General features: G+C 33.1%; 21 protein-coding genes. 9 read left to right on the top strand and 12 right to left on the bottom strand.

The window, feature by feature from the left end:
• Window positions 1–407: 407 nt before the first annotated feature.
• Window positions 408–2597: a glutamine synthetase III gene (locus B4N66_RS11185; RefSeq protein ID WP_291094836.1), complete on the top strand. Its 2190-nt coding sequence runs from the start codon at window positions 408–410 to the stop codon at window positions 2595–2597.
• Between the two features lie 43 nt (window positions 2598–2640).
• Here the strand turns inward: B4N66_RS11185 and B4N66_RS11180 are convergent, their stop codons facing one another.
• Both B4N66_RS11180 and B4N66_RS11175 read right to left on the bottom strand, forming a co-directional pair.
• Window positions 2641–3699: a hypothetical protein gene (locus B4N66_RS11180; protein ID WP_291094835.1), complete on the bottom strand. Its 1059-nt coding sequence runs from the start codon at window positions 3697–3699 to the stop codon at window positions 2641–2643.
• A 15-nt stretch (window positions 3700–3714) separates the two neighbouring features.
• On the bottom strand, window positions 3715–4173 hold the full coding sequence (locus tag B4N66_RS11175) for a T9SS type A sorting domain-containing protein (RefSeq protein WP_291094834.1): 459 nt from the start codon (window positions 4171–4173) through the stop codon (window positions 3715–3717).
• 392 nt (window positions 4174–4565) lie between these two features.
• On the opposite strand from B4N66_RS11175, the gene B4N66_RS11170 reads away from it, so the two are divergent.
• The 5 genes from B4N66_RS11170 (at window position 4566) to B4N66_RS11150 (ending at window position 8563) form a co-directional block, all read left to right on the top strand.
• Window positions 4566–5453: an OmpA family protein gene (locus B4N66_RS11170; protein WP_291094833.1), complete on the top strand. Its 888-nt coding sequence runs from the start codon at window positions 4566–4568 to the stop codon at window positions 5451–5453.
• Window positions 5450–6280, top strand: coding sequence for an OmpA family protein (locus tag B4N66_RS11165; RefSeq protein WP_291094831.1), 831 nt, complete (start codon window positions 5450–5452; stop codon window positions 6278–6280). The genes B4N66_RS11170 and B4N66_RS11165 overlap by 4 nt, the downstream gene beginning before the upstream one ends.
• Window positions 6277–7035: an OmpA family protein gene (locus B4N66_RS11160; RefSeq protein WP_291094830.1), complete on the top strand. Its 759-nt coding sequence runs from the start codon at window positions 6277–6279 to the stop codon at window positions 7033–7035. The genes B4N66_RS11165 and B4N66_RS11160 overlap by 4 nt, the downstream gene beginning before the upstream one ends.
• Window positions 7036–7108: 73 nt before the next feature.
• A complete protein-coding gene (locus B4N66_RS11155; RefSeq protein ID WP_291094829.1) occupies window positions 7109–8287 on the top strand; it encodes an AIR synthase related protein in 1179 nt (392 codons plus the stop codon).
• A 48-nt stretch (window positions 8288–8335) separates the two neighbouring features.
• A complete protein-coding gene (locus B4N66_RS11150; RefSeq protein WP_112087232.1) occupies window positions 8336–8563 on the top strand; it encodes a hypothetical protein in 228 nt (75 codons plus the stop codon).
• Between the two features lie 7 nt (window positions 8564–8570).
• On the opposite strand, the gene meaB is transcribed toward B4N66_RS11150, so the two are convergent.
• On the bottom strand, window positions 8571–9662 hold the full coding sequence (gene meaB / locus B4N66_RS11145; RefSeq protein ID WP_291094826.1) for a methylmalonyl Co-A mutase-associated GTPase MeaB: 1092 nt from the start codon (window positions 9660–9662) through the stop codon (window positions 8571–8573).
• A 118-nt stretch (window positions 9663–9780) separates the two neighbouring features.
• Between meaB and B4N66_RS11140 the strand changes: the two genes are divergently transcribed.
• From B4N66_RS11140 to B4N66_RS11130, 3 genes are all read left to right on the top strand, one after another.
• A complete protein-coding gene (locus B4N66_RS11140) occupies window positions 9781–10692 on the top strand; it encodes an AEC family transporter (protein ID WP_291094824.1) in 912 nt (303 codons plus the stop codon).
• A 32-nt stretch (window positions 10693–10724) separates the two neighbouring features.
• Window positions 10725–12119 carry an FAD-binding oxidoreductase gene (locus B4N66_RS11135; protein ID WP_291094823.1) on the top strand — a complete coding sequence of 465 codons (1395 nt, stop codon included), beginning with the start codon at window positions 10725–10727 and terminating at the stop codon, window positions 12117–12119.
• A gap of 166 nt (window positions 12120–12285) precedes the next feature.
• Complete coding sequence (locus B4N66_RS11130) at window positions 12286–14925, top strand: DUF7619 domain-containing protein (RefSeq protein ID WP_291094822.1); 2640 nt, start codon at window positions 12286–12288, stop codon at window positions 14923–14925.
• Window positions 14926–14939: 14 nt separating this feature from the next.
• On the opposite strand, the gene B4N66_RS11125 is transcribed toward B4N66_RS11130, so the two are convergent.
• The 9 genes from B4N66_RS11125 to B4N66_RS11085 all read right to left on the bottom strand — a co-directional run bounded on the left by B4N66_RS11125 (window position 14940) and on the right by B4N66_RS11085 (window position 23689).
• Entirely contained in the window at window positions 14940–15071 is a 132-nt protein-coding gene (locus B4N66_RS11125) for a hypothetical protein (RefSeq protein ID WP_291094820.1), read from the bottom strand.
• Between the two features lie 38 nt (window positions 15072–15109).
• Window positions 15110–15688, bottom strand: a complete 579-nt coding sequence (locus B4N66_RS11120) for a hypothetical protein (RefSeq protein ID WP_291094819.1) — start codon at window positions 15686–15688, stop codon at window positions 15110–15112.
• A 44-nt stretch (window positions 15689–15732) separates the two neighbouring features.
• Window positions 15733–16500, bottom strand: coding sequence for an MlaD family protein (locus B4N66_RS11115; protein ID WP_291094818.1), 768 nt, complete (start codon window positions 16498–16500; stop codon window positions 15733–15735).
• Window positions 16501–16506: 6 nt separating this feature from the next.
• Complete coding sequence (locus tag B4N66_RS11110) at window positions 16507–17256, bottom strand: ABC transporter ATP-binding protein (RefSeq protein ID WP_291094817.1); 750 nt, start codon at window positions 17254–17256, stop codon at window positions 16507–16509.
• A complete protein-coding gene (locus tag B4N66_RS11105; RefSeq protein WP_291094816.1) occupies window positions 17253–18098 on the bottom strand; it encodes an MlaE family ABC transporter permease in 846 nt (281 codons plus the stop codon). Before B4N66_RS11105 ends, B4N66_RS11110 begins: the two co-directional genes overlap by 4 nt.
• A 229-nt stretch (window positions 18099–18327) precedes the next feature.
• Window positions 18328–21678, bottom strand: a complete 3351-nt coding sequence (secA, locus tag B4N66_RS11100) for a preprotein translocase subunit SecA (protein ID WP_291094814.1) — start codon at window positions 21676–21678, stop codon at window positions 18328–18330.
• Window positions 21679–21760: 82 nt separating this feature from the next.
• Complete coding sequence (locus B4N66_RS11095) at window positions 21761–21982, bottom strand: DUF2795 domain-containing protein (protein WP_002986941.1); 222 nt, start codon at window positions 21980–21982, stop codon at window positions 21761–21763.
• Between the two features lie 186 nt (window positions 21983–22168).
• A complete protein-coding gene (locus B4N66_RS11090) occupies window positions 22169–22738 on the bottom strand; it encodes a cob(I)yrinic acid a,c-diamide adenosyltransferase (protein ID WP_291094812.1) in 570 nt (189 codons plus the stop codon).
• A gap of 81 nt (window positions 22739–22819) precedes the next feature.
• Window positions 22820–23689, bottom strand: coding sequence for an ATP-grasp domain-containing protein (locus B4N66_RS11085; RefSeq protein WP_291094809.1), 870 nt, complete (start codon window positions 23687–23689; stop codon window positions 22820–22822).
• Between the last annotated feature and the right edge of the window lies 1 nt (window position 23690).

Raw genomic sequence — 23690 nt, 5'->3', positions numbered from 1 at the left:
ACAACAATCCTGCACAAGGCTTTCCATTACAATCGAGGCTAGGGGAGCAGTGGTTTAAAATAGTTTCAGGTTTTAAGTTTCAGGTTATTACCTGTTATTCTTCTCATTTCATAATTTAAAACAATAATGAAAAGGTTAAAAAATATATGACATTTTTTAACCTGAAACCTGAAACCTGAAACTTGAAACCTGAAACCTGAAACCTGAAACCTGAAACTTGAAACCTGAAACTTTCAAACAAAATCTCCTCAAACTACCATTTCCTCAAAAAAACCACCACTATAATCGATAATTTTTGCTTTTTATAGATTTTACCCCTAAAAAAATAGGGGTATAGTTGTTTTAAAATATTTTTTAGATATATTTGCACCATAAAATAAGATAGTTAAACCTTAAAAATTAATTTTATGTCAACGTTACGTTTTCAAGCATTAAAAGATGCATCAAGCAGAAAACCTGTAAAATTTGAAGAGTCAGGCAGAAAATCTGAACTTTTCGGATCCAATGTATTCAACGACAAAGCAATGCGACAGTACCTAACTGCCGATGCCTACAAAGGTGTAAAAGATGCCGTTCAACACGGAACAAAAATTGACAGAAAATTAGCCGACTACATCGCTCTTGGAATGAAAGAATGGGCTTTGGCAAAAGGCGTAACACATTATACACACTGGTTTCAACCACTTACGGGTTCAACTGCAGAAAAGCATGATGCTTTCTTCGAAACTTCGTATGACGGTTCAGATCCGGTAGAAAAATTTGGTGGCGGACAATTAGTTCAACAAGAACCGGATGCATCCTCTTTCCCAAATGGTGGAATCAGAAATACATTCGAAGCACGTGGATATACTGCTTGGGATCCAACATCTCCTGCATTCATCTTCGGAACGACTTTGTGTATCCCAACCGTATTCATTTCTTATACCGGTGAAGCATTAGATTATAAAACACCTTTATTAAGAGCTTTGAATTCAGTTGACGAAGCAGCAACTGAAGTGTGTAAATATTTCGATAAAAACGTTAAAAAAGTAACTGCAACGTTAGGTTGGGAACAAGAATATTTCTTAGTAGATTCATCATTAGCAAACTCACGTCCTGACTTAATGTTAACAGGAAGAACGTTGCTTGGACATACATCTGCTAAAGGACAACAATTAGACGATCATTATTTCGGATCAATTCCATCAAGAGCATTGGCTTACATGAGAGAATTGGAAGAAGAGTGTATGTTATTGGGAATTCCGGTAAAAACACGTCACAACGAAGTAGCTCCAAACCAATTTGAATTAGCTCCAATTTTTGAAGAAACTAATTTAGCGGTTGACCACAATTCATTGTTAATGGATGTGATGTCAAAAGTAGGTGAACGTCATGATTTTAAAGTACTTTTCCACGAAAAACCATTCAAAGGTGTAAACGGTTCAGGAAAACACAATAACTGGTCATTGGCTACAGATACCGGCGTGAACTTACTTTCACCTGGAAAAACACCAATGAGCAACTTGCAATTTTTATCATTTTTCATTAACACCATCAAAGCAGTAAATGAATATGAGGAATTGTTGAGAGCAGCCATTGCAACCGCCAGTAACGATCATAGATTGGGTGCAAACGAAGCTCCGCCGGCAATTATTTCGGTTTTCATTGGTGAGCAATTAACCAAAGTTTTAGCTAACTTAGAAGGTGTTTCCAAAGGAAAACTTACTCCGGAAGAAAAAACAGATTTGAAACTAAATGTAGTAGGTAAAATTCCGGATGTAATGTTAGACAACACGGATAGAAACAGAACCTCTCCATTTGCTTTCACCGGAAATAAATTTGAATTTAGAGCCGTTGGTTCTTCTGCAAATTGTGCCAATGCAATGACAACGCTGAATTCTATCGTTGCAAAACAATTAAAAGAATTCAAAAAAGAAGTGGACGCTTTAATCGAGAAAAAGGATTTAAAGAAAGACGAAGCAATTTTCAACGTGTTGAGAGAATACATCAAAACAACAAAAAATATTCTTTTTGAAGGTGATGGTTACAGCGATGAATGGGAAAAAGAAGCTAAAAAACGTGGTTTGAGTAATCACAAAACAACTCCGGCAGCTTTGAAAGCAAAAGTTTCTAAAAAGGCATTGGATTTATTTAAAGATTTGAATGTAATGAACCACGTTGAAGTGGAAGCTCGTTACGAAATTGAATTGGAAGAGTACACCAAAAAAATTCAAATCGAAGGAAGAGTTTTAGGCGATATTGCCAGAAATCACGTGATTCCAACGGCAATTCGTTACCAAAATACATTGATTGAAAATGTTCGTGGTTTAAAAGAAATCTTCGGAAAAGATTTTGAAAAAATTGCAAAAGAACAAATTTCATTAATCAAAGAAATTTCTGCTCACATCGAAGGAATTAATTCAAATGTTGAAGCGATGGTTGAAGCTCGTAAAAAAGCAAATGTTTTAACAGATGCACAAAAAATGGCCGAAACGTATTGTGATAAAGTAAAGCCTTACTTTGAAATCATCAGAGAACACTGCGACAAACTAGAGCTTTTGGTTGACGATGAAATCTGGACGTTGACAAAATATAGAGAGTTATTGTTTACGAGATAAAACTTTTAAAAAAAAATCCCGCTTTTAGCGGGATTTTAAAATTTTAATTGGTTTCAGAAATTACAACCGTTGGAGTAGCATTTGTATTGAAAAGTTGTGATGACCAAACTCCTGTTCTTCCATTGCAGACATAAACTTTATTATCATAATAATCAATAAAACTAAAGTTACGATTGGAAGCAACTAAATCAGGTGATGCATTTGTGTTAAATGGCTGTACAGACCATACGCCGGTTTTACTATTATATACATAAGCATTATTGTCGTAATTATCTATAAAACCAAAATTGCCATTTGAAGCAACAAAATCGGGAGTAGCATTGGTATTAAATGATTGAACACTCCAACTACCAGTACTTGAATTATAAGCATACGCCTTGTTGTCATAATAATCCATAAAAGCAAAACTACCGTTTGAAATCATAAAGACTGGAGAAGCATTAGTATTAAAAGTTTGCGAAGACCAAACACCAGTTTTTCCATTATAGGTATAAGCTTTATTATCATAATTGTCAATAAAGCCAAAGTTACCATTAGAAGTTACCAATTCTGGAGTAGCATTTGTATTAAATGATTGAAAACTCCACATATCAGTGGTTGTATTAAATGCATAAGCTTTATTGTCATAGTAATCCATAAAGGCATAGTTTGACGTTTTATTTTCAATTATTTCATCATTTATATTTGAGTTACCTGCAATACTGGAAACAGTTGCTGCATGCATAGCATAAGGAACAGAAAGTAACTGAGTTGTTCCAACAGTTACAAAGTTTGTTCCTCCGGTAGCATCCATTTCTACTTTCAAAAACTTTGAATTTGTCCCCCAGTTTATAGTATTAAAAGTTCCGGAAACAACTGTTCCTTGACCAATAATTAAGTTAAATAATCCTTGAGCATTAGTTGTTTTAGTTTGTGTTTCAGTATAAATGGCTGTTCCGTTTGAGGCATTGTCTAGTATAGTTAAACGGATTCCAACGCTAGAGTTAACAACAGGATTCCCCGATGCGTTTAAAGCAATGGCTTGATAAGAAATTCCTTGTGGCACTTGTGCAATAGCAAGTGATGTAGCAAATAAAACAAGTAGAGTAATTAATTTTTTCATAAGTGAAGATATAAGTTATTGTTTGATAATTTTAAAAGCATTGTATTTTTTATTTTCAAATTGAATGAAATAAATTCCTGTAGAAAGATCAGTTAAGTCAATTGAATTTGATGAATTAATTTCAATCTCCTTCACAAGTTGCCCTGAATTAGAAAAAATAAAGACCTTTTCGTTTACAAGATTAGTTTTTGTTCTGAAATTAATTGCGGTAGTAGTTGGATTTGGAAAAACAACAATATTTTCGCTTACGTCAAATTCAGAAACAGACAGATTTTCTTCATTAATAATTGTTAAAATCCCAATTATTCCAGAACTGGTTTGATTTTGATTTTCCGGTACAACAAAAATTTCACCTACAGTAACCATAGAATTAGAGGAAATGATTGAACCTGAATTAATGGATTGAATAACACTCTGTGCATTAGAAATTGAACTCAGTGAGAAAAAGAGTAGAGCTAGTAAAAAGTATTTCATAAATGTTAATTTTTTCAAATTTATGAAATAATTAAACTCTATTTTTAAAAAAAAATAATACTTTATTTTTTTAAAAATGTTACAATATTAAAATAATTTTATATTTTCGTATCGCTATTGTAAACAAACACTAGTTTTAAAAATAGCAAATGCCCCAGCATTTAAAAAAATCTAACAATATAACCGTGGGAAGTATAGTGGTATTTTAACAGTGAGTTTTCTGTGTTCAAAAATACTACATCAAAATCTTTTTGATTTTGATCACAACAAAACTAAATTTCCAACAAATTAACACTAAAACGGGTGGGATAACGAAAGTTGTCCCACTTTGTTTTTTTATACCAACTATGAAATTAATTAGTTGTATTTTCGTTATTGTAAAAATAGTCAACATGAAATCGGTAATTTTTTCGATTCTTTTTTTAGTTTCACTTCAATTTGTTTCTGGTCAGGAACAGTCATCGTATTATTTTGACACCAATAAATTTGAACTTAAAAATTCAGAAATTCAGAAATTAAACGAATGGATTTCGAAAAACGAAGAAGTCAAAATAGTAGCCATAAATGGATATACCGATGAAGATGGAACAATTGGTTTTAATGACACATTAGCTCAAAAAAGAGTCGATTTTATTTATCAATTTGTAAAAGATAAAGTCAAAATTAGAGATGATTTTAAAACCCGAAGCTTCGGTAAATTGCACAAACAATCCGACAATAAAGCAGAAAACAGAAGAGTTACCGTTTACTATATTGAAGCAAAAGATTTAGCGAGAGAAGATGAAATTTTAGGAATTAAGAAAGAAGAAATTGTTTCTAAACCCAAACCAAAAAAACAATTTCCGGAAGCTATTGTCATTCAAAATCCAAATGGAACAGAATCTACTTTTGAATTAAATGTTGAATTCATGCAACAAGTTGATGCTGCAAAACCAGGCGAAAAGTTGAAATTGGAAAACCTTAATTTTCAATTAAACACATTTGCAATCGTCAATGAAAGTCGCGGAAAATTATATGAATTACTCATCGTGATGCAACAAAATCCTGAACTTTCCATCGATATTCAAGGTCATTTGTGTTGCATGCCAACCGATAGAACCAATCTTTCAACCCAACGAGCGAAAGCAATTAGTCAATTTCTCCGAATGAATGGAATTGAAAATTCAAGAGTTACCTATCAAGGTTTTGGTAGCAGCAAACCCATTTATCCTTTACCGGAAAAAAATGAAGAAGAAAGAGCAGCCAATCGCAGAGTAGAAATTGAAATTATTAAAAATTGAGAATAGTACTTTTTTTTAGTTTATGTTTCTCATTTCTTCAGGCTCAAGAATCAAAAACACTTTATTTTGATTTCGCCAAAGAGGAACCAAATGCTATTTCTTTAAAAAATTTTGATGAATGGATTTCTTCAAATAAAAATATAGAAATTCTGCAAATAGAAGGTTATTGCGATTCCGTTGACACCAATTTATCAAACAAAAAACTGGCTTCAAAAAGAATTCAGAGTGTTTTAACTTTATTAAAATTAAAAAATAGTAGAATTTCTAATAGTTTAATTCAAGAAGTTTTTGGAGAAGATTTTAAACAATCTAAAGTACAGGCTGAAAATAGAAAAGTAACTTTTTTGTACAAAATAGTGGATGAACCAATCATAGAAACCGAACTAGTGATAGAAGAAAAGCCCAAAGAAGAATCGCTTGTTGAGAAAATTGAAAAGGAAAGAATTTCACTAATAGATAAGTTCGAAAAAGCGAATGTTGGCGATAAAATTGTGATTAATAATATTCACTTTCAATTTAATTCAGAAATTATTATCCCTGAATCTCAACCTTTGATGGAGCAATTACTATTTGCTATGGAGTTGAATTCGGATTTAGAAATTAAAATATTTGGACATATTTGCTGTAATCCTGACCCAAATGATACAAAATTATCGTATCGTCGTGCTTTAATAATTTTTAATTATTTGAGAGATAACGGTATTCAACTCCGAAGATTGGCTTATAAAGGTTTTGGAAGTAATGAGCCAGTTTATCCAATTCCTGAAAAAAATGAAGAAGAAAAAATAGCCAATCGTAGAGTAGAAATTGAAATTGTAAAAAAATGAAAATAGTAATCAGCTTTTTTATAGTTATATTTTTTATTCCACTTTCCGCTCAGGAGAAATTCGACGTTTTTTTTGAGTTTGATAAAGCGTATCCTAATTCAAATTCTAGTAAAGCTTTGGACGAATGGATAAAAAATAATTCATCTGCAGAAATATATAAAATGGAAGGTTATTGTGATACGGTAGATTCAAAAATTTACAATTTGAAGTTAGCTGAACGACGAATTCATTCCATCGAAAATATTTTAAAACTTAATAAAATTAAAGTAGTCAATAAATTGGAACGAATTCCTTTTGGTGAAGAATTTGATTTTTCTTTAAACCAAGATGAAAATAGAAAAGTTTCCTTTTTCTATCAAAAACCAACTCCAACTAATTCATTTTCCGAAAAGGTAAAAAGTTCAAAAGTTGGTGAATTGTTGAATTTGAAAGGATTGAATTTTTATAATATGAGTGATGTTGTTCTTCCTGATTCGAAACCAATTTTAGATGAATTATTGCAAATAATGAACAATAATCCAACATTAAAAATTGAAATTCAAGGGCACATTTGTTGTAACCCCAGTGAAATAGAAGACATTTCATTGAAACGTGCTAAAACCGTTTATAATTTCCTATTATCAAACGGAATTTCAGAAGATCGAATCACATACAAAGGATTTGCATCTTCACGACCACTTTATCCTTTGCCTGAAAAAAATGAAGAGGAACGTGTTGCCAATCGAAGAGTTGAAATTTTAATTATTGAAAAATAGCACTTCTGGATGCATTTTAAAATTGCTACATTTTCACATTAATCCTATCTTTGCCAAACACAACAACACAACTATGAGTTCTGATACCAGCAAACGTTATGCTCTTCGCGGAGTTTCTGCCGCCAAAGAAGATGTGCATAATGCCATTAAAAACATTGACAAAGGTTTATTTCCTAAAGCATTCTGCAAAATTGTTCCTGATTATTTAACTGGAGACAACGATTATTGTCTCTTAATGCATGCCGATGGTGCCGGGACAAAATCTTCGTTAGCGTATTTATATTGGAAAGAAACAAGAGATATTTCAGTGTGGAAAGGCATTGCTCAAGATGCGTTGATTATGAATATTGATGATTTGCTTTGCGTTGGTGCAACCGATAATATTATGCTTTCATCTACCATCGGAAGAAATAAAAATTTAATTCCTGCTGAGGTAATTTCTGCCATCATCAACGGAACGGAAGAATTAATTCAAGAATTAAAATCATTTGGTGTTACGATTCATTCCACCGGAGGTGAAACAGCGGATGTGGGCGATTTGGTACGAACAATCATTGTAGATTCTACCGTTACAGCTCGAATGAAAAGGAGTGATGTGATTGATAATGCCAACATTCAAGCTGGCGATGTGATTGTGGGATTGGCTTCGTTCGGACAAGCCTCGTACGAAAAAGAATACAACGGCGGAATGGGAAGCAATGGCTTAACCTCTGCTCGTCACGATGTTTTTTCGAAATATTTAGCCGAAAAGTATCCTGAAAGTTTTGATGCTGCGGTTCCTTCCGATTTGGTTTATTCCGGTCAAGTAAAATTGACAGATGAAGTTGAAAATAGTCCAATTGATGCCGGAAAATTAGTGCTTTCGCCTACACGAACTTATGCTCCGATTATCAAAACTATTTTAGAAAAATACTCTCCAAATGAAATTCACGGCATGGTGCATTGCAGTGGTGGAGCACAAACCAAGATTTTGCATTTTATTGACAATTTACATATTATCAAAGATAATTTATTTCCGATTCCGCCTTTATTTAAATTGATTCAGGAACAATCAAAAACCGATTGGAAAGAAATGTATCAAGTCTTTAATTGTGGTCACCGAATGGAATTGTATGTTCCTGCAGAAATCGCCAACGACATTATCGAAATTTCAAAATCGTTCAATGTCGATGCTCAAATTGTAGGTAGAGTAGAAGTTTCCAAACATAAAAAATTAACGATTACGAGTGAATTTGGTACATTTGAATACTAATTCATTTACCTTTAACCCATTACCGATAACCAATTACCATAAAAAAAGATGGACTTACCAAAATTTGTTTTAGCAGACAATACCGATCATCCGGAAGATATTTTTATCATTCATTTAGAATATCCTCGTTTCATTATCAATTTAAAAGATGACGAAGTTGAAATCATCGAAGAAGTTGATGCAGAAGACGAAAAAGACCTCGAAACCGAAATGGAAAAGCTAATTGAATTAGCCGGAGCTTTTTATGATCGGGAGATGGAAAGATACGAAGAGTAAATTGTAACTAGCTCTTTTTAAAATATTTATCTAATAATTCCATCGCTGCTGCAAAAGGAGAAAGTTCATCATTTTGCACGGCTTTTTTCTTTTTCTCCAATAAATCAATAATTTCAGAATGATTGTAAAAATGATTTTTCAACTGTTCATTAATCGTTTCCATCATCCAATATTGATTTTGCTCTTTTCTTTTTTCTTGAAAATAGACATTGGATTGAGTCAATTCTAAATAATTTGAAATTGTTTTCCAAATAGCATCAATTCCATCTTTAGTTATTGCACTACAAGTAGAAACTGTAGGCATCCAACCTGATTTCTTTGCCGGAAAAAGATGCAATGCTCTGTTGAATTCGGTTTTGGCTAGTTTGGCTTTTTTGATGTTATCGCCATCTGCTTTATTGATTACGATGGCATCGGCCATTTCCATAATGCCACGTTTGATTCCTTGCAATTCATCCCCGGCACCGGAAATTTTCAATAACAAAAAGAAATCAACCATACTGTGAACGGCGGTTTCACTTTGACCAACACCAACCGTTTCAATGATGATGGTATCAAATCCGGCAGCTTCACAAAGAATAATAGTTTCACGGGTTTTTCTGGCAACGCCGCCCAACGTTTCTCCAGAAGCAGAAGGTCGAATGTAGGCGTTTTTATCTTTTACCAATTCTTCCATGCGGGTTTTGTCGCCCAAAATACTTCCGTGAGAAATAGTACTACTTGGGTCAACAGCCAAAACGGCTACTTTTTTTCCTAACGAAGTTAAGTGTTTTCCGAAAGCTTCAATAAACGTACTTTTTCCGACGCCTGGAACACCTGTAATTCCGATGCGAATGGATTTATTTGCGTGTGGTAAACATGCATTTATCACTTCATTCGCTTTAGCTAAATGTTCGGGATTTGTGCTTTCCACTAAGGTGATGGCACGGCTTAAATCAGAAATATTACCTTTTAAAATTCCATCAATTAACTCATTTGAAGAAGGTTGCACTTTTCGAAATTGCTTGATGTTTTTCACAACCAAATCACTAATGAATTCCGGTTGAGGAACACCTTCTTTTTCATTTAAAGCAGATTTATTTGGTTTTGATTTTTTCACAACACTTATTTCAAGTAGTAAAAGTAAGTAAAATCAATAAGAGTTTCAAGACAATAAAATAGAGGTTAAAAATAAATCGATAATTTTATATTGGTATTTTTGCACTCTATTTTCTATTATGGATAACATCATCTTAATTTTTCTTTGCTTAGCAATTGGTTTTGGATTGCAATTTCTCAAAAGTTTTCCCAAAAACGGATATGTGGCACTTAATCATTTTGTGATTTATATTTCATTGCCGGCGTTGGCTTTGTATTATATTCCAAAAATTGAAATTTCTTCAAAATTGTTGTTTCCAATCGGTGTGGCATGGCTCGGATTTGGGTTGTCATTTTTGTTTTTTTATAGCTTAGGAAAATGGCTCGGTTGGTCCAAAAAATTAATGGGATGTTTAATAATTACAGGGGGATTAGGAAATACTTCGTTTGTTGGATTTCCCGTAATTGAAGCGTTGTATGGTCAAGATGGATTGCAGACCGCAATCATTGTCGATCAGCCAGGTTCGTTTGTCGTGTTGGCTACTTTAGGGATAATTGTTGCTTCAGTTTTTTCAAAAGGAGAAGTTGATTCAAAACTAATCGTAAAGAAGATTTTGTTTTTTCCACCGTTTATTTCTTTTGTTATAGCTTGTTTACTGAATATTTTTAAAATTGATTTTCCTGAAATGATGCAATCTGTTTTTTATAAAGTGGGTGGAACTGTTTCAACAATTGCTTTGGTTTCTGTTGGATTACAATTAAAAATTGATAAAAGAAGTCAGCATTGGAATTTTTTAGCGTTAGGTTTGTTTTTTAAATTGATGTTAACACCATTGTTTTTCCTGATTTTATACAAGTTTATTTTTAAAGGTGAAGGTTTAGTGGTTGATGTTTCTATTATGGAATCGGCAATGGCTCCCATGATAACCGGAGCAATTTTGGCCTCAACCTATGGATTAAAACCAAAATTAAGCAGCATGATGATTGGTATCGGAATTCCGCTTTCATTTTTAACCTTAGCTTTTTGGTATTGGATACTTTCGTTGGTATAATTTTTTTACCTTTATTGGTTTAAAAATAAAGTATGCAGCTCAATTCTGAAATTCTTATTCAATTAGAAAATATCGTTGGTCAATCATTTGTTTTTACCGATGAAGAAACCCGAAATCACTACGGTCACGACGAAACCGAAGCGTATGTTTTTCCGCCAAATGTTGTAGTAAAACCATCCTCCGCTTTAGAAATTTCTGAAATTTTAAAAATTGCCAATCAATATAAAATTCCTGTAGTTCCAATTGGTGGAAGAACAGGTTTGAGTGGCGGAGCATTATCCGTTCAAGGTGGAATCGGACTTTCAATGGAACGATTTAATAAAATTTTATCCATAGACGAACAAAATTTGCAGGTGATTACCGAACCCGGTGTGATTACGCAAGTTTTACGTGAAGCCGTTTCTGAAAAAGGTCTTTTCTATCCGGTCGATCCAAGCAGTATGGGAAGTTGTTTTATCGGTGGAAATGTTGCCGAAAATTCAGGAGGTGCAAGAGCCGTAAAATATGGCGTAACCAAAGATTATGTTTTGAATTTAGAAGTGGTTTTGCCTACCGGAGATATTATTTGGACCGGAGCCAATACATTAAAAAATTCAACAGGATACAACTTGACACAATTGATGGTTGGGAGCGAAGGAACGTTGGGAATCGTTACAAAAATTGTTTTAAAATTACTTTCGAAAAACACACATAACGTATTGATGTTGGTTCCGTTTTACAAAGCCAATGAAGCTTGTGAAGCCGTTTCAGCCATTTTTAGAGCTGGAATTGTTCCGAGTGCGTTGGAATTTATGGAACGCGATGCCATTGATTGGGCTTTAGAATACATTGATGGATTGAATGTTCAAGTGAAAAATGAAATTCAAGCTCATTTATTAATTGAAGTGGATGGAAATTATCCCGAAATTTTGATGGCTGATGCCGAAAAAATCATGACAGTGGTAGAACAATTTCAAATAGATGACATCCTTTTTGCAGATACCGAAGACGAAAAAAATGCCTTATGGAAAATGCGTCGCAGCATAGCCGAAGCGGTGAAAGCCAATTCAATTTACAAAGAAGAAGATACTGTTGTTCCGCGATATGAATTGCCAACATTATTAGAAGGCATCAAATCAATTGGAAAAAAATATGGTTTTAAATCGGTTTGTTATGGTCACGCAGGCGATGGAAATTTACACGTCAATATTATCAAAGGAACACTTTCTGACTCAGAATGGAATACAGAAATTACCAAAGGAATTCGTGAAATTTTTGAATTAACCGTTTCTTTAAACGGAACTCTATCCGGCGAACACGGCATTGGCTATGTTCAAAAAGAATATATGGACATTGCTTTTTCTAAAACACATTTAGAATTAATGGAACGCATTAAGTTTGTGTTTGACCCGAATGGAATATTAAATCCTGGTAAAATTTTGCCTTAGGTAGATCTTTTGAAAGATTAATTTACTACTTTAGTGAAAACTTTTCGTGTTAAATGAATCTTAATGGAATTAGCGATTAAACGAATTCTAATTGATAATCAGCAAATTCTAATTACTAAGATAAATTTATTCGAAAAAATAATATATTTAAAGTTGATCCATCATTATGAAAAAATATCTACTCTTATTGTTTTTAGCTTCCTTTTCAGTAGAAGCTCAAATTGTAAACATTCCGGATGCAAATTTTAAAGCGAAGTTATTGCAGTCAAGTCCAAGCAATATTATAGCAGTTAATACAAGCAATCAAGCCTTTAAGATTGATGTTAATAATGATGGAGAGATTCAGGAAAGTGAAGCTGCCTTGGTTTATTCTTTGAACGTATCAAATTCCGGAATTTTAAGTTTAGAAGGAATTCAAAATTTTTCTAGTTTAAGAAATTTGAATTGTTCTAATAATTCAATTTCTGAGGTAAATGCAGTCATGTCCTTAAATTTAAGTAGTTTATTAGTGAATTCTAATAATATTAGTAATCTTGATTTTACTAATAACAATTTTCTGTCTGATAGCAGTTTTACTCTAGATTGTAGTAATAATCCATTGATTAATGTAAATCTGACAGGATTGATTTCTTTATCCTTTTTCGATATTAATAACACGACAGTAGAAGTGTTGGATTTTGGTAGTGTCAATAATATTGATTTTTTTCAATGCAATAATAATGATTCGTTAGCATTTTTAGATTTTGCAAATATAAATACAATATATGAATTTGAATGTAATGATAACGCATCATTACAATCGATAGATTTTGGCAGTGTAAATGAAATGTTTAATTTTCAATGTAAGAATAATAACTCATTAGAGGAAATTAATTTTCAGAATGTTTTTTTTGGTGGTGCAAGTAATGTTGATATAATTAACAATCCTAATTTAATAGGAATTAATATTAATATAGAGGATACTTCTTATCTAACTGTTGAAAACAACGGTTCTTTAATTAGTTTAACAGTAAATCTCTATAAAGATTTGAATACTTTTTATGTAGAAGATAACCAGAATTTGGAAAATATAACTATAAACAAGTTAGGTGAACAAGTTTTCTCTTTTTGTTGTTTAAATTTTTTTAATAACTTAAATTTAAATAATTTTTCAATTAACACAATTCCAAATGATAAACTTGAAATTGAATTTTTGAATCTGTGGGATGGTCAAATTCAATCATTGGATCTAAGTAATTTAGATTTTGGTTCACTTTCGATTTATGGATTTGGACAGTTAGAAACTTTAAATGTTAAAAATGGTAATACAAATGGATATTCATTTGCAGGTGTTCCAAATTTGAGATACATATGTGCAAATGAATGGGAGGTAGATTTTCTAAATAGTTACTTATACGACGAAGGAATATATGATGTAAATGTTAATTCCTACTGCTCCTTTAATCCTGGCGGAGAATTTTATATTATTCAAGGCAATTCTAAATTAGATTTATCCGGCACTGGTTGTGATGAAAGTGATATCGATTTTCCAAATATGAAGTTTAGTATCACCGATGGTACCATTTCAGGGAGTATTATTTCAAACACAAGTGGTGATTATTTTATTCCCGTTACTGAAGGAACTCACACCATAACTCCTGTTTTTGAAAACCCAACATATTTTAATATAAGTCCAGCTAATTTTGCTGTTACTTTTCCAACAGAAACTAGTCCGTTTACACAGAATTTTTGTATTACACCAAATGGCATTCATCAAGATGTTGAAGTGGTTATAGTGCCTTTAAATGCTGCAATTCCCGGTTTTGATGCGAGTTATAAATTAGTTTACAAAAACAAAGGGAATACAGTAGTTTCAGGATCATTATCATTAACTTTTACAGATAATGTAATGGATTTTGTTTCTTCCAATCCAATCCAATCAATGGTAGAACCCAATATTTTAAACTGGAATTACACCGATTTACAGCCATTTGAAACCAGAGAAATTGAAGTAGTTTTTAATTTAAATTCGCCACAAGAATCACCGGCTTTAAATAGTGGTGAAATTTTAGAATTTATTGCCATTATTGATCCACTGTCTGGAGATGAAATGCCATCCGATAATACATCAACTTTAAACCAAGAAGTCGTTAATTCCTACGATCCAAACGATAAAACGTGTTTAGAAGGTTCTGTTGTGAGTACTGAATTAATTGGTCAATACGTTCATTATGTCATCCGTTTTGAAAACACAGGAACTTTTTTCGCTCAAAATGTGGTGGTAAAAGATGAAATTGATTTATCCAAATTTGATTTGAACAGTTTGATTGTGCTAAATGCCAGTCACCAACAATGGACCAGAATCAACGGCAATAAAGTGGAATTTATTTTTGAAAATATCCAATTGCCTTTCCCGCCTTCAGAAGAAAGACATGGTTACATCGCTTTCAAAATCAAATTGAGAAATAACTTAGCTGTTGGCGACACTTTCTCCAATTTTGCGAGTATTTATTTTGATTATAATTTCCCAATTATAACCGAACCGGCAACTACTTCTATTGAAGCATTAAGTAATCCTGATTTTGAGTTTTCCAATTTTGTGAAATTGTATCCAAATCCGACGAATTCTATTTTGACTATTGAAAGTCAGTCAATCATCAATTTAAAATCGGTTGAGATTTTCAATAGTTTGGGTCAATTGATACAAGCAATTCCAAATGAAAATAATCAATTGAATGTTGATGTGTCTAACTTACAAGTCGGAACTTATTTTATAAAAGTATATTCGGATAAAGGAGTAGGGGTTTCAAAGTTTGTGAAACAATAAAATAGAAAAAGGGATTAAAAAATTAATCCCTTTTGTTTTTCTTCTCGCGTTTCTCTTCTTTTTTCTCTTTTGCCGTTTTTAAAGGCTCTTTCTTCACGTTTTTCTTTGCGTCCTGACTCTTTGCCATAATTTTTTGGTAATGCCATTAGAAGCATTAGAGTAAAGATAGTATTAATTTTTTAAATTATTGTAAACCCAATTGTTTTACGACATTTTCTCCTAAAACCATGTTTAGTAATTGTGGTTGACTTTTATCGTAATTAATCAATTTCCATTTGTTTTGGGTCGCTTCTTCCGAAACGGCAATCATGATATCTTTTCCATCGATATAAAATGCATTTCTATCTTTTTCAAACGTAATTTTTTTGGATGTCATTGTTGTTTTCAAAGATTCTTCCAAAGCATTTTTTTCTTCTTCAGAAAGTGGATTTTCAAATATCATTCGCATGGCTTGCGGATATTCTACCACACAAATTTTCTTTCCGTCAATTTCTTTAACTTCTGAAAAAGTAAACGTTGTTTTTGGATGAACTAACCGAATTCGCAATTTATCATTTTGAAAAGTTTCATCCAACACGGTTAGCATGGTTTCTTTATCAACTATATCAAAAACTTTCGGATGTGTGTAATCTAAAATTTTTTCAAAATCCATGTTGTATGTTGCATCATACATTTTTGCACAATCAGATTTTAATGTTTCAATGGATTGAGAAAAACTTAAATAATTTATCAGAAGAAAAAGGAATGTCAATTTAGATTTCATACGTATTTTTTTATCAAAAATATAAATCTTTCAGATATCTAAAATTAGTTTTTCTTCTTTTTTGCTTCTTCAGCTTTTCGTTCTTCTTCTTTTCTGATTTTTTCTCTTTTCTCTTCCGCTTTTTTCTTGGCCTTTAATTCTGCTTTTTCTTTTCGGTTAAAATAACCTCTCAATAGAAAATTTTCTTTAGCGGCTTCCATATTTTCGTTCAAACCTTTAGAACTTCGTTTAAGATTAACCATTGTCTGACTTAAATTTTCAGCAATAACCGTATCTTTAATTAATCTACCAAGCGTTCCTTCACCACTATTGATATTAATCATAATGTCTGCCAATTCATCTGAAATTATTTCCGCATTATCCGCTGTAGATTGTAAACTAGCCATAATTGCATCAATTTCAACCGGTTCAACAGATTTTAAATATTGACCGTCTTTTGCATACGAAGCATTGTAGGTTCCTTGGGTGATTTGAAGCATTTTATCACCAATTAATCCTTCTGAAGCAATGGCAACTTCGCTATTGGTTTTAATGAATTTCTGAACCTCTTTTCGGATAAATAGATTCACTTTAACGGTAGAATCATTTATAATTTGAATATTATCAACCGTTCCTACATCAATTCCTGAAAAACGAATTTTATTTCCAACTTGCAATCCGCTCACATTATAAAAAGTGGTGGTAAGAGAATATACCGGATTGAATAAGTTCTTTTGCTTTCCAATAATAAATATTGCAAAAACAAATAATGCTATACCTCCGGCTACGAATATCCCGAGTCTAATTTTGAAATTTTGAGAATGAGTTTCCATATTTTTTTAATTAAAAAATGATTGTAATGTTGTATCTGTTGATGTTTCGAATTCTTCTAAACTTCCTTCTTTATAAATTAATCCTTCGTCTAACATAATAATCCGGTTGGCTGTTTTTTGAGCACATTTGATATCGTGTGTAATAATGATAGATGATGTTTTATATTTTTTTTGAATTTCTAAAATAAGTAAACTAATTTCATTTGATGTAATCGGATCAAGTCCGGTTGTTGGTTCATCGTATAACATTATTTTGGGATCAATCACAAGTGTGCGAGCCAAACTGATTCTTTTTCGCATTCCACCCGAAAGCTCAGAAGGCATTTTGTCAATTGAATCGGCTAAGCCAACATTTTCCAAAACTTCTTTTACTTTTTCATCAATTTGTTGTTCGGTTAGGTCTTTTTTTATCCGTCGTAGCGGAAATTCAATGTTTTGTCTCACCGTCATCGAATCATACAAAGCTCCACTTTGAAAAAGAAATCCCATTTTTTCTCTGATAGAAGCTAATTCTTTTCCCGAAGCAGCTGTCATGTTTTCATCAAAAACCGAAATTGTTCCGCTGTCTGTTGGCAATAATCCCACCAAGCATTTAATTAAAACCGATTTTCCTGTACCGGATTTTCCCAGAACAACTAAATTTTCTCCTTCGAATAACGATAAAGTAACATCTTTTAAAATCACCTGATTGCCAAATGATTTTTTAAGATTGGTTATCTCAACCACTTTTTTTCTATTTGTTTGATCGGTCATCATATAAACATATCTGTAATTTGAACTGCAATCATATCGATTATAATCACTAATAATGAAGCTAAAACTACTGCAGAATTAGCTGCTTTTCCAACACTTTCCGTTCCTCTTCCGGCATGAAAACCTTTATAACAACCAACTAATCCAATAGCTGCTCCAAAAAAGAAAGTTTTGATTAAAGCTGGGAAAAAGTCAATAAATTCAACTGGTTTGAAAGCTTGTGAAAAGAATAGCACAAACGAAACATCACCTTTAATATTTGCTCCCATCCAACTGCCTAGAATCCCTAAACCATCTGCATATAAAACCAGTATTGGTATCATTAATGTTGTTGCCAATACACGAGTAACAATCAAAAATCGTATCGGGTTGGTAGATGAAACTTCCATGGCATCAATTTGCTCGGTTACTTTCATCGAACCTAATTCTGCTCCAATTCCTGAACCAATTTTTCCGGCACAAATTAATGCGGTGATGACCGGACCCATTTCCCTAATTATGGAAAGAGCAACCATACTGGGTAACATTGTTTCTGCACCAAATTTTATCAAAACAGGTCGTGATTGGATTGTAAGAACCAATCCCATAATAGTACCAGTAATCGAAATCAGCGGCAACGTTTTATAGCCAATTTGATAACATTGTTTCAAAAATTCTCTGAACTCAAAATCCCGAGAAAATGTTTCTTTGAAAATTTGTGTAATGAACAACGTTACATCAGCAGTTTTTGTTAAAAACGAATTTGCCTCTTCTTTCTTATGAAGTGTTTTATCACTCAATTTGATGATTTGTTCTTTGGTTTTATTAACCGACGGTATAATTTTTAAATTGGAGAATTTTTTCATAATAAATTAACCGGTTAATTATTTAGAGTATTGCTATTGTTCTTTCGTAAAAGAAAAGTAAGGTAGAACAATTTTCCTTATAATCTACAAATTTCTATTTTTGAGAAAAAATTATGTTATACAACTATCGCAAAACGTTATATAATTCACACATGAAAATATTTATAAAATAAAAAAATCCTCAAAAGTTTTATACTAATGAGGATTTAAATTTATTTATTTATGATTTCTAATGAACCAAAACCCATTCGCCGCTTGCAATCATGCTTTCGGCTTTTTTGTATTTCATTGTTTCTGTTTTTCCGCTCATTACATGTTTTAATGTAACGGTGTCATTTCGATTGATTTTTGGAGTTTCACGAACAATCGTTTCCGTAATTGGTTGACGTTGCGTTTGTCCCGCTTCACGATTTTGAGCTGTTAATGAATCACTGTTTGGAATTTCATCTTTCGAAGTTTTATAATTTTCTTTCTGACGAACTTCTTTTGCTTCCTGAATATTGGCAGTATTTTGATTTGGTAAATCACCTTTGAAAAGGAATGAAATCACTTCTTTATTCACTTTGTCCAACATCGCTCTGAACAAGTTAAACGCTTCAAATTTATAAATTAATAACGGATCTTTTTGCTCGTGAACAGCCAATTGAACCGATTGTTTCAATTCGTCCATTTTACGAAGGTGTTTCTTCCAAGCTTCATCAACAATAGCTAACGTGATGTTTTTTTCAAAATCGGCAACCAATTGTTTTCCTTCTGTTTCGTATGCTTTTTTAAGATTCGTAACCACATTCAATGTTTTTTGACCATCACTAAACGGAACGACGATTCGCTCATATTGGTTATTCGGATTTTCAAAAACATCTTTTATGATTGGGAAAGCTTCTCTGGCATCTCTGGCATTTTTTTCGTGATAATACGCTAAAGCTGCTTTGTAGATTTTTCCGGTAATTTCCATTTCCGTGAGTTTGTTAAACTCACTTTCGGTAATTGGAGAAGTAATTGAAAAATAACGAATTAATTCAAATTCAAAATTTTTGAAATTAACTACGGCTTTATTTTCGTTAGTGATGTTTTCACACGTATCATAAAGCATATTCGCAATATCCACTTTCAAACGTTCACCGTGTAAAGCGTGTCTTCTACGTTTGTATACCACTTCACGTTGCGAATTCATAACATCATCATATTCCAACAAACGTTTACGAACACCAAAGTTATTTTCCTCTACTTTTTTCTGAGCTCTTTCGATGGATTTGGTCATCATAGAATGTTGAATCACTTCACCTTCTTTCAATCCCATTCTATCCATTACTTTGGCCACTCTTTCCGAACCAAATAAACGCATTAAATTATCTTCCAACGAAACATAAAACTGCGAACTTCCCGGATCTCCTTGACGACCGGCACGACCTCGCAACTGTCTGTCAACACGACGAGAATCGTGACGTTCTGTTCCGATGATTGCTAAACCTCCTGCGGCTTTTACTTCCGGACTAAGTTTAATATCCGTTCCACGACCGGCCATATTGGTTGCAATGGTTACGATTCCGGCTTTTCCTGCTTCGGCAACAATCTCAGCTTCTCTTTTATGCATTTTTGCATTCAAAACGTTGTGTGGAATGTTTCTCATCTTCAACATTCTACTCAATAATTCTGAAATTTCAACTGAAGTTGTTCCAATCAAAACCGGTCTTCCGGCTAAGGATAATTTGGTTACATCTTCAATGACCGCATTAAATTTTTCTCGGGTAGTTTTATAAATTAAATCTTCTTGATCTTTTCTTGCCATCGGACGATTGGTTGGAATTTCCACCACATCCAATTTATAAATTTGCCAAAGTTCACCCGCTTCTGTTACAGCCGTTCCCGTCATACCCGCTAATTTGCTGTACATACGGAAATAATTTTGAAGTGTAACCGTTGCAAAAGTTTGCGTTGCTGCTTCAATTTTTACATTTTCTTTGGCTTCAATCGCTTGGTGTAATCCGTCAGAATAACGACGACCATCCATAATACGACCGGTTTGCTCATCTACAATCATGATTTTATCTTCCATGATTACATATTCCACATCTTTTTCAAAAAGGGTATAGGCTTTCAATAATTGAGTCAAGGTGTGAATACGTTCCGATTTAATCGAAAAATCCTGAAACAATTTCTCTTTTTCTTCGGCTTCAGCATCTTTAGCCAAATTCATTTTTTCAATTCGGGCAATTTCATAACCAATATCCGGCAAAACGAAGAAATTTTCATCGGTATCTTGTGATAAAAATTTCACACCATTATCGGTTAATTCAACTTGATTGTTTTTTTCTTCGATAACAAAATACAACGCTTCATCCACTTTTGGCATTTCGCGGTTGTTGTCTTGCATATATTGATTCTCCGTTTTTTGAAGTAATTGTTTGATACCTTCTTCACTCAAAAATTTAATCAATGCTTTATTTTTCGGCATCGAACGGTAAGCTCTCAACAATTGAAATCCGCCGTCTTTGGTGTTTCCTTCTTTGATTAAACGTTTAGCTTCGGTTAAAAATCCGGTAGCTAAATTTCGTTGTAAATTAACTAAATTATCAACTTTAGGCTTCAATTCATTAAACTCGTGTCTGTCACCTTGCGGAACCGGACCTGAAATAATTAATGGTGTTCTTGCATCATCAATCAAAACCGAATCGACCTCATCCACAATAGCAAAATTGTGTTTACGTTGCACCAAATCATTTGGCGAATGAGCCATGTTATCTCTCAAATAATCAAAACCAAATTCGTTATTTGTACCATATGTAATATCTGCTTCGTACGCTTTTCTTCTCGCATCCGTGTTTGGTTGATGATTATCAATACAATCAACAGTTATACCGTGAAATTCAAATAAAGGAGCTTTCCAAGTGCTGTCACGTTTTGCCAAGTAATCATTCACAGTAACCAAATGCACGCCGTTTCCTGTTAACGCATTCAAATAGAGAGGAAGAGTAGCCACCAACGTTTTTCCTTCACCGGTTTGCATCTCAGCAATTTTTCCTTGATGCAATACAACTCCACCAATCAACTGAACGTCGTAGTGAATCATATCCCAAGTGATTTCTTTTCCGGCAGCATTCCAAGAATTTGCCCAGATAGCATTATCACCTTCAATAGAAATATAGGATTTTGTAGCCGAAAGTTCAATGTCTTTCGGTGTTGCTTTTACCTTAATGTTGGTATTGTCTTTAAAACGTCTTGCTGTTTCTTTTACCACAGCAAACGCTTCAGGAAGAATATCATTTAATGTTTTTTCTGAAATTTCATAAGCTTCTTTCTCCAAAGCATCGATAGAAAGATAAATGTCTTCTCTTTTATCAATATCCGAAATTTGATCCACTTCAGCTTTTAGTGTAGCAATTTTTGCATCTTTTTCTGCACGAGCTTGCTTTATTTTTTCTTTGAAATAAGCAGTTTTAGCACGCAATTCATCATTGGAAAGAGATGAAAGACTGCTTTCAAACGATTTTACTTTAGTAATAAGAGGTTGTATTGCTTTGACATCTTTTTCGGATTTGTCGCCCACAAATGCTTTAAGAATACTATTAATGAAACTCATAATGGTTGTTTTTTTAAATGTGCAAATTTACACAAAAAAAAAGCCTCGTGTGAGACTTCTTTCTGGTGTTTTTTATTTTTGATTAATATTCGTCCTCGTTCCAAAGATAATCTTCGTCTGTAGGATAATCCGGCCAAATTTCCTCCATCGATTCGTAAATTTCGCCTTCGTCTTCTATAGATTGAAGGTTTTCCACTACTTCGAGGGGAGCTCCCGTTCTGATGGCATAGTCAATAAGCTCATCTTTGGTGGCTGGCCACGGTGCATCGCTTAAATAGGATGCTAATTCTAATGTCCAATACATCTTCTATCGATTTAATTTTATGCAAAAATAAATTTTCTACAGACATAGTCAAGTAAAAAGTGATTTATTTTACCAAAAAGTATTTTTTTTACTTTTTTAAAGGTAAGAACGTGGTTAAAATAGTGTTCAGTATTCAGTTTTTAAAGCTCAGTATTCAACAGAAAACTGACAACCGACAACTTCTTACTACTTCCTCGGAATCCATTTTACTTCATCCGCTTGCAGGTCAAATGACAACTTTCGTGCCAGCACAAAAAGGTAGTCAGAAAGTCGGTTTAAGTATTTTAAAACCTGCTCATCTGTCGGTTCTAACTCGTGAAGATGCACCGATAGACGTTCTGCTCTTCGACAAACACAACGAGCAATATGACAATATGACACAGTAGTGTGTCCGCCCGGAAGTACAAAATGAGTCATCGGAGGCAACGCATCGTTCATTGTATCAATTTCATTTTCCAATAATTGAATGTCTTCTTCCGAAATTCGATTAATGTTTAAACGCGGTTGACCATTTTTTAAAACTTCTTTTTCCGGAGGCGTGGCTAAAATGGCTCCAACAGTAAAAAGTCGGTCTTGCACTTCAATTAAAACATTTTTGTATAATTGATTGATGTTTTGGTCTCGAATTAATCCGATGTGCGAATTCAATTCGTCCACCGTTCCGTAACTTTCAATACGAATGTGGTGTTTGGGAACGCGTGTTCCGCCAAAAAGTGCTGTGGTTCCGCTGTCGCCGGTTTTTGTGTATATTTTCATTTTTGAGTAGCTGAGGTTCTGAGTTGCTAAGTAACTGAGTTTTTATTTTGCTAATTTACGAAGTTTTTTTTACTCAGTCGCTCAGTATTTCAGCGACTCAGTAACTCTTAAAAAAGCTTCAACAAATCTCTCTCTTGCTCCATCGGCCAAATCAAAATACAAATCGGGTTCAATTAGTTCGATTTCCATTAAATGAAGTTTATTATCGATGACAATTCCATCAACTCGAGCATAAAGCAATTTTTCAGGAATTTTTGATAAAACTAATTCAGCTTGTTGCAATAAATCATCGTTGGGTTGAATTAAAGTATATTTTCCACCGTATTGAATTTGAACTCTAAAGTCATTTTCGACTGGTTTTTTGTTGACAGCGTGTGAAAATTTTCCATCAAAAAAGATGAAGGATGTTTCGCCCAATTCTTTTATTTCCGGACGAAATTCTTGTAAAAGAAAATCTTTGGTTTCAAAATGTTGTTTGAATTCTGTTTGGATGGATTCTAATTCACTTAAGTCAATTAATTTCGTCAAATAACTTCCGGCTGAAAATGCAGGTTTAATGACAATTTTCTCCCAACTTTCAGGAATTAAATCTCGTAAATTTGAAGTTGAATTTTTTTCTAAAAAGATTGTCGGAAGTATTGAAATTCCTTCTTTTTCTAATTCTTTTAAATAAAATTTATGCTTGTTTTTTTTGATGATAGAAATCGGATTGAGTGTTTTAATACCTAACGATTCAATTTTATCCAACCATAAATTAAACGCAATTTCTTTTTGATAATAATCCCATGTATTTCTGAAAATAAGGTAATCAAATTCAGTCCAATCAACTAATTCATCATCCCAAATCACGGCTTTTGCATGAATAGAATGTTGAGCAAAAAGCGGAATTAATTTTTGATCCGATTCTAAAAGTTCAGGTAATCGGGTACAGGTAAGTATTCCAATTTTCATC

The organism is Flavobacterium sp. UBA2787 (assembly GCA_002352205.1).
Classification (GTDB): Bacteria; Bacteroidota; Bacteroidia; order Flavobacteriales; family Flavobacteriaceae; genus Flavobacterium.
Note: the sequence above shows the minus strand (reverse complement) of the source record. Positions and strands in the feature narration are given on the sequence as shown.

Bases quoted from the DNA above. Each gene is read 5' to 3' on its own strand.
- B4N66_RS11185 (WP_291094836.1), top strand. From the start codon at position 408: ATGTCAACGTTACGTTTTCAAGCATTAAAAGATGCATCAAGCAGAAAA.
- B4N66_RS11180 (WP_291094835.1), bottom strand. From the start codon at position 3,699: ATGAAAAAATTAATTACTCTACTTGTTTTATTTGCTACATCACTTGCT.
- B4N66_RS11175 (WP_291094834.1), bottom strand. From the start codon at position 4,173: ATGAAATACTTTTTACTAGCTCTACTCTTTTTCTCACTGAGTTCAATT.
- B4N66_RS11170 (WP_291094833.1), top strand. From the start codon at position 4,566: ATGAAATCGGTAATTTTTTCGATTCTTTTTTTAGTTTCACTTCAATTT.
- B4N66_RS11160 (WP_291094830.1), top strand. From the start codon at position 6,277: ATGAAAATAGTAATCAGCTTTTTTATAGTTATATTTTTTATTCCACTT.
- B4N66_RS11155 (WP_291094829.1), top strand. From the start codon at position 7,109: ATGAGTTCTGATACCAGCAAACGTTATGCTCTTCGCGGAGTTTCTGCC.
- B4N66_RS11150 (WP_112087232.1), top strand. From the start codon at position 8,336: ATGGACTTACCAAAATTTGTTTTAGCAGACAATACCGATCATCCGGAA.
- B4N66_RS11140 (WP_291094824.1), top strand. From the start codon at position 9,781: ATGGATAACATCATCTTAATTTTTCTTTGCTTAGCAATTGGTTTTGGA.
- B4N66_RS11135 (WP_291094823.1), top strand. From the start codon at position 10,725: ATGCAGCTCAATTCTGAAATTCTTATTCAATTAGAAAATATCGTTGGT.
- B4N66_RS11130 (WP_291094822.1), top strand. From the start codon at position 12,286: ATGAAAAAATATCTACTCTTATTGTTTTTAGCTTCCTTTTCAGTAGAA.
- B4N66_RS11125 (WP_291094820.1), bottom strand. From the start codon at position 15,071: ATGGCATTACCAAAAAATTATGGCAAAGAGTCAGGACGCAAAGAAAAA.
- B4N66_RS11120 (WP_291094819.1), bottom strand. From the start codon at position 15,688: ATGAAATCTAAATTGACATTCCTTTTTCTTCTGATAAATTATTTAAGT.
- B4N66_RS11115 (WP_291094818.1), bottom strand. From the start codon at position 16,500: ATGGAAACTCATTCTCAAAATTTCAAAATTAGACTCGGGATATTCGTA.
- B4N66_RS11110 (WP_291094817.1), bottom strand. From the start codon at position 17,256: ATGATGACCGATCAAACAAATAGAAAAAAAGTGGTTGAGATAACCAAT.
- B4N66_RS11105 (WP_291094816.1), bottom strand. From the start codon at position 18,098: ATGAAAAAATTCTCCAATTTAAAAATTATACCGTCGGTTAATAAAACC.
- secA (WP_291094814.1), bottom strand. From the start codon at position 21,678: ATGAGTTTCATTAATAGTATTCTTAAAGCATTTGTGGGCGACAAATCC.
- B4N66_RS11095 (WP_002986941.1), bottom strand. From the start codon at position 21,982: ATGTATTGGACATTAGAATTAGCATCCTATTTAAGCGATGCACCGTGG.
- B4N66_RS11090 (WP_291094812.1), bottom strand. From the start codon at position 22,738: ATGAAAATATACACAAAAACCGGCGACAGCGGAACCACAGCACTTTTT.
- B4N66_RS11085 (WP_291094809.1), bottom strand. From the start codon at position 23,689: ATGAAAATTGGAATACTTACCTGTACCCGATTACCTGAACTTTTAGAA.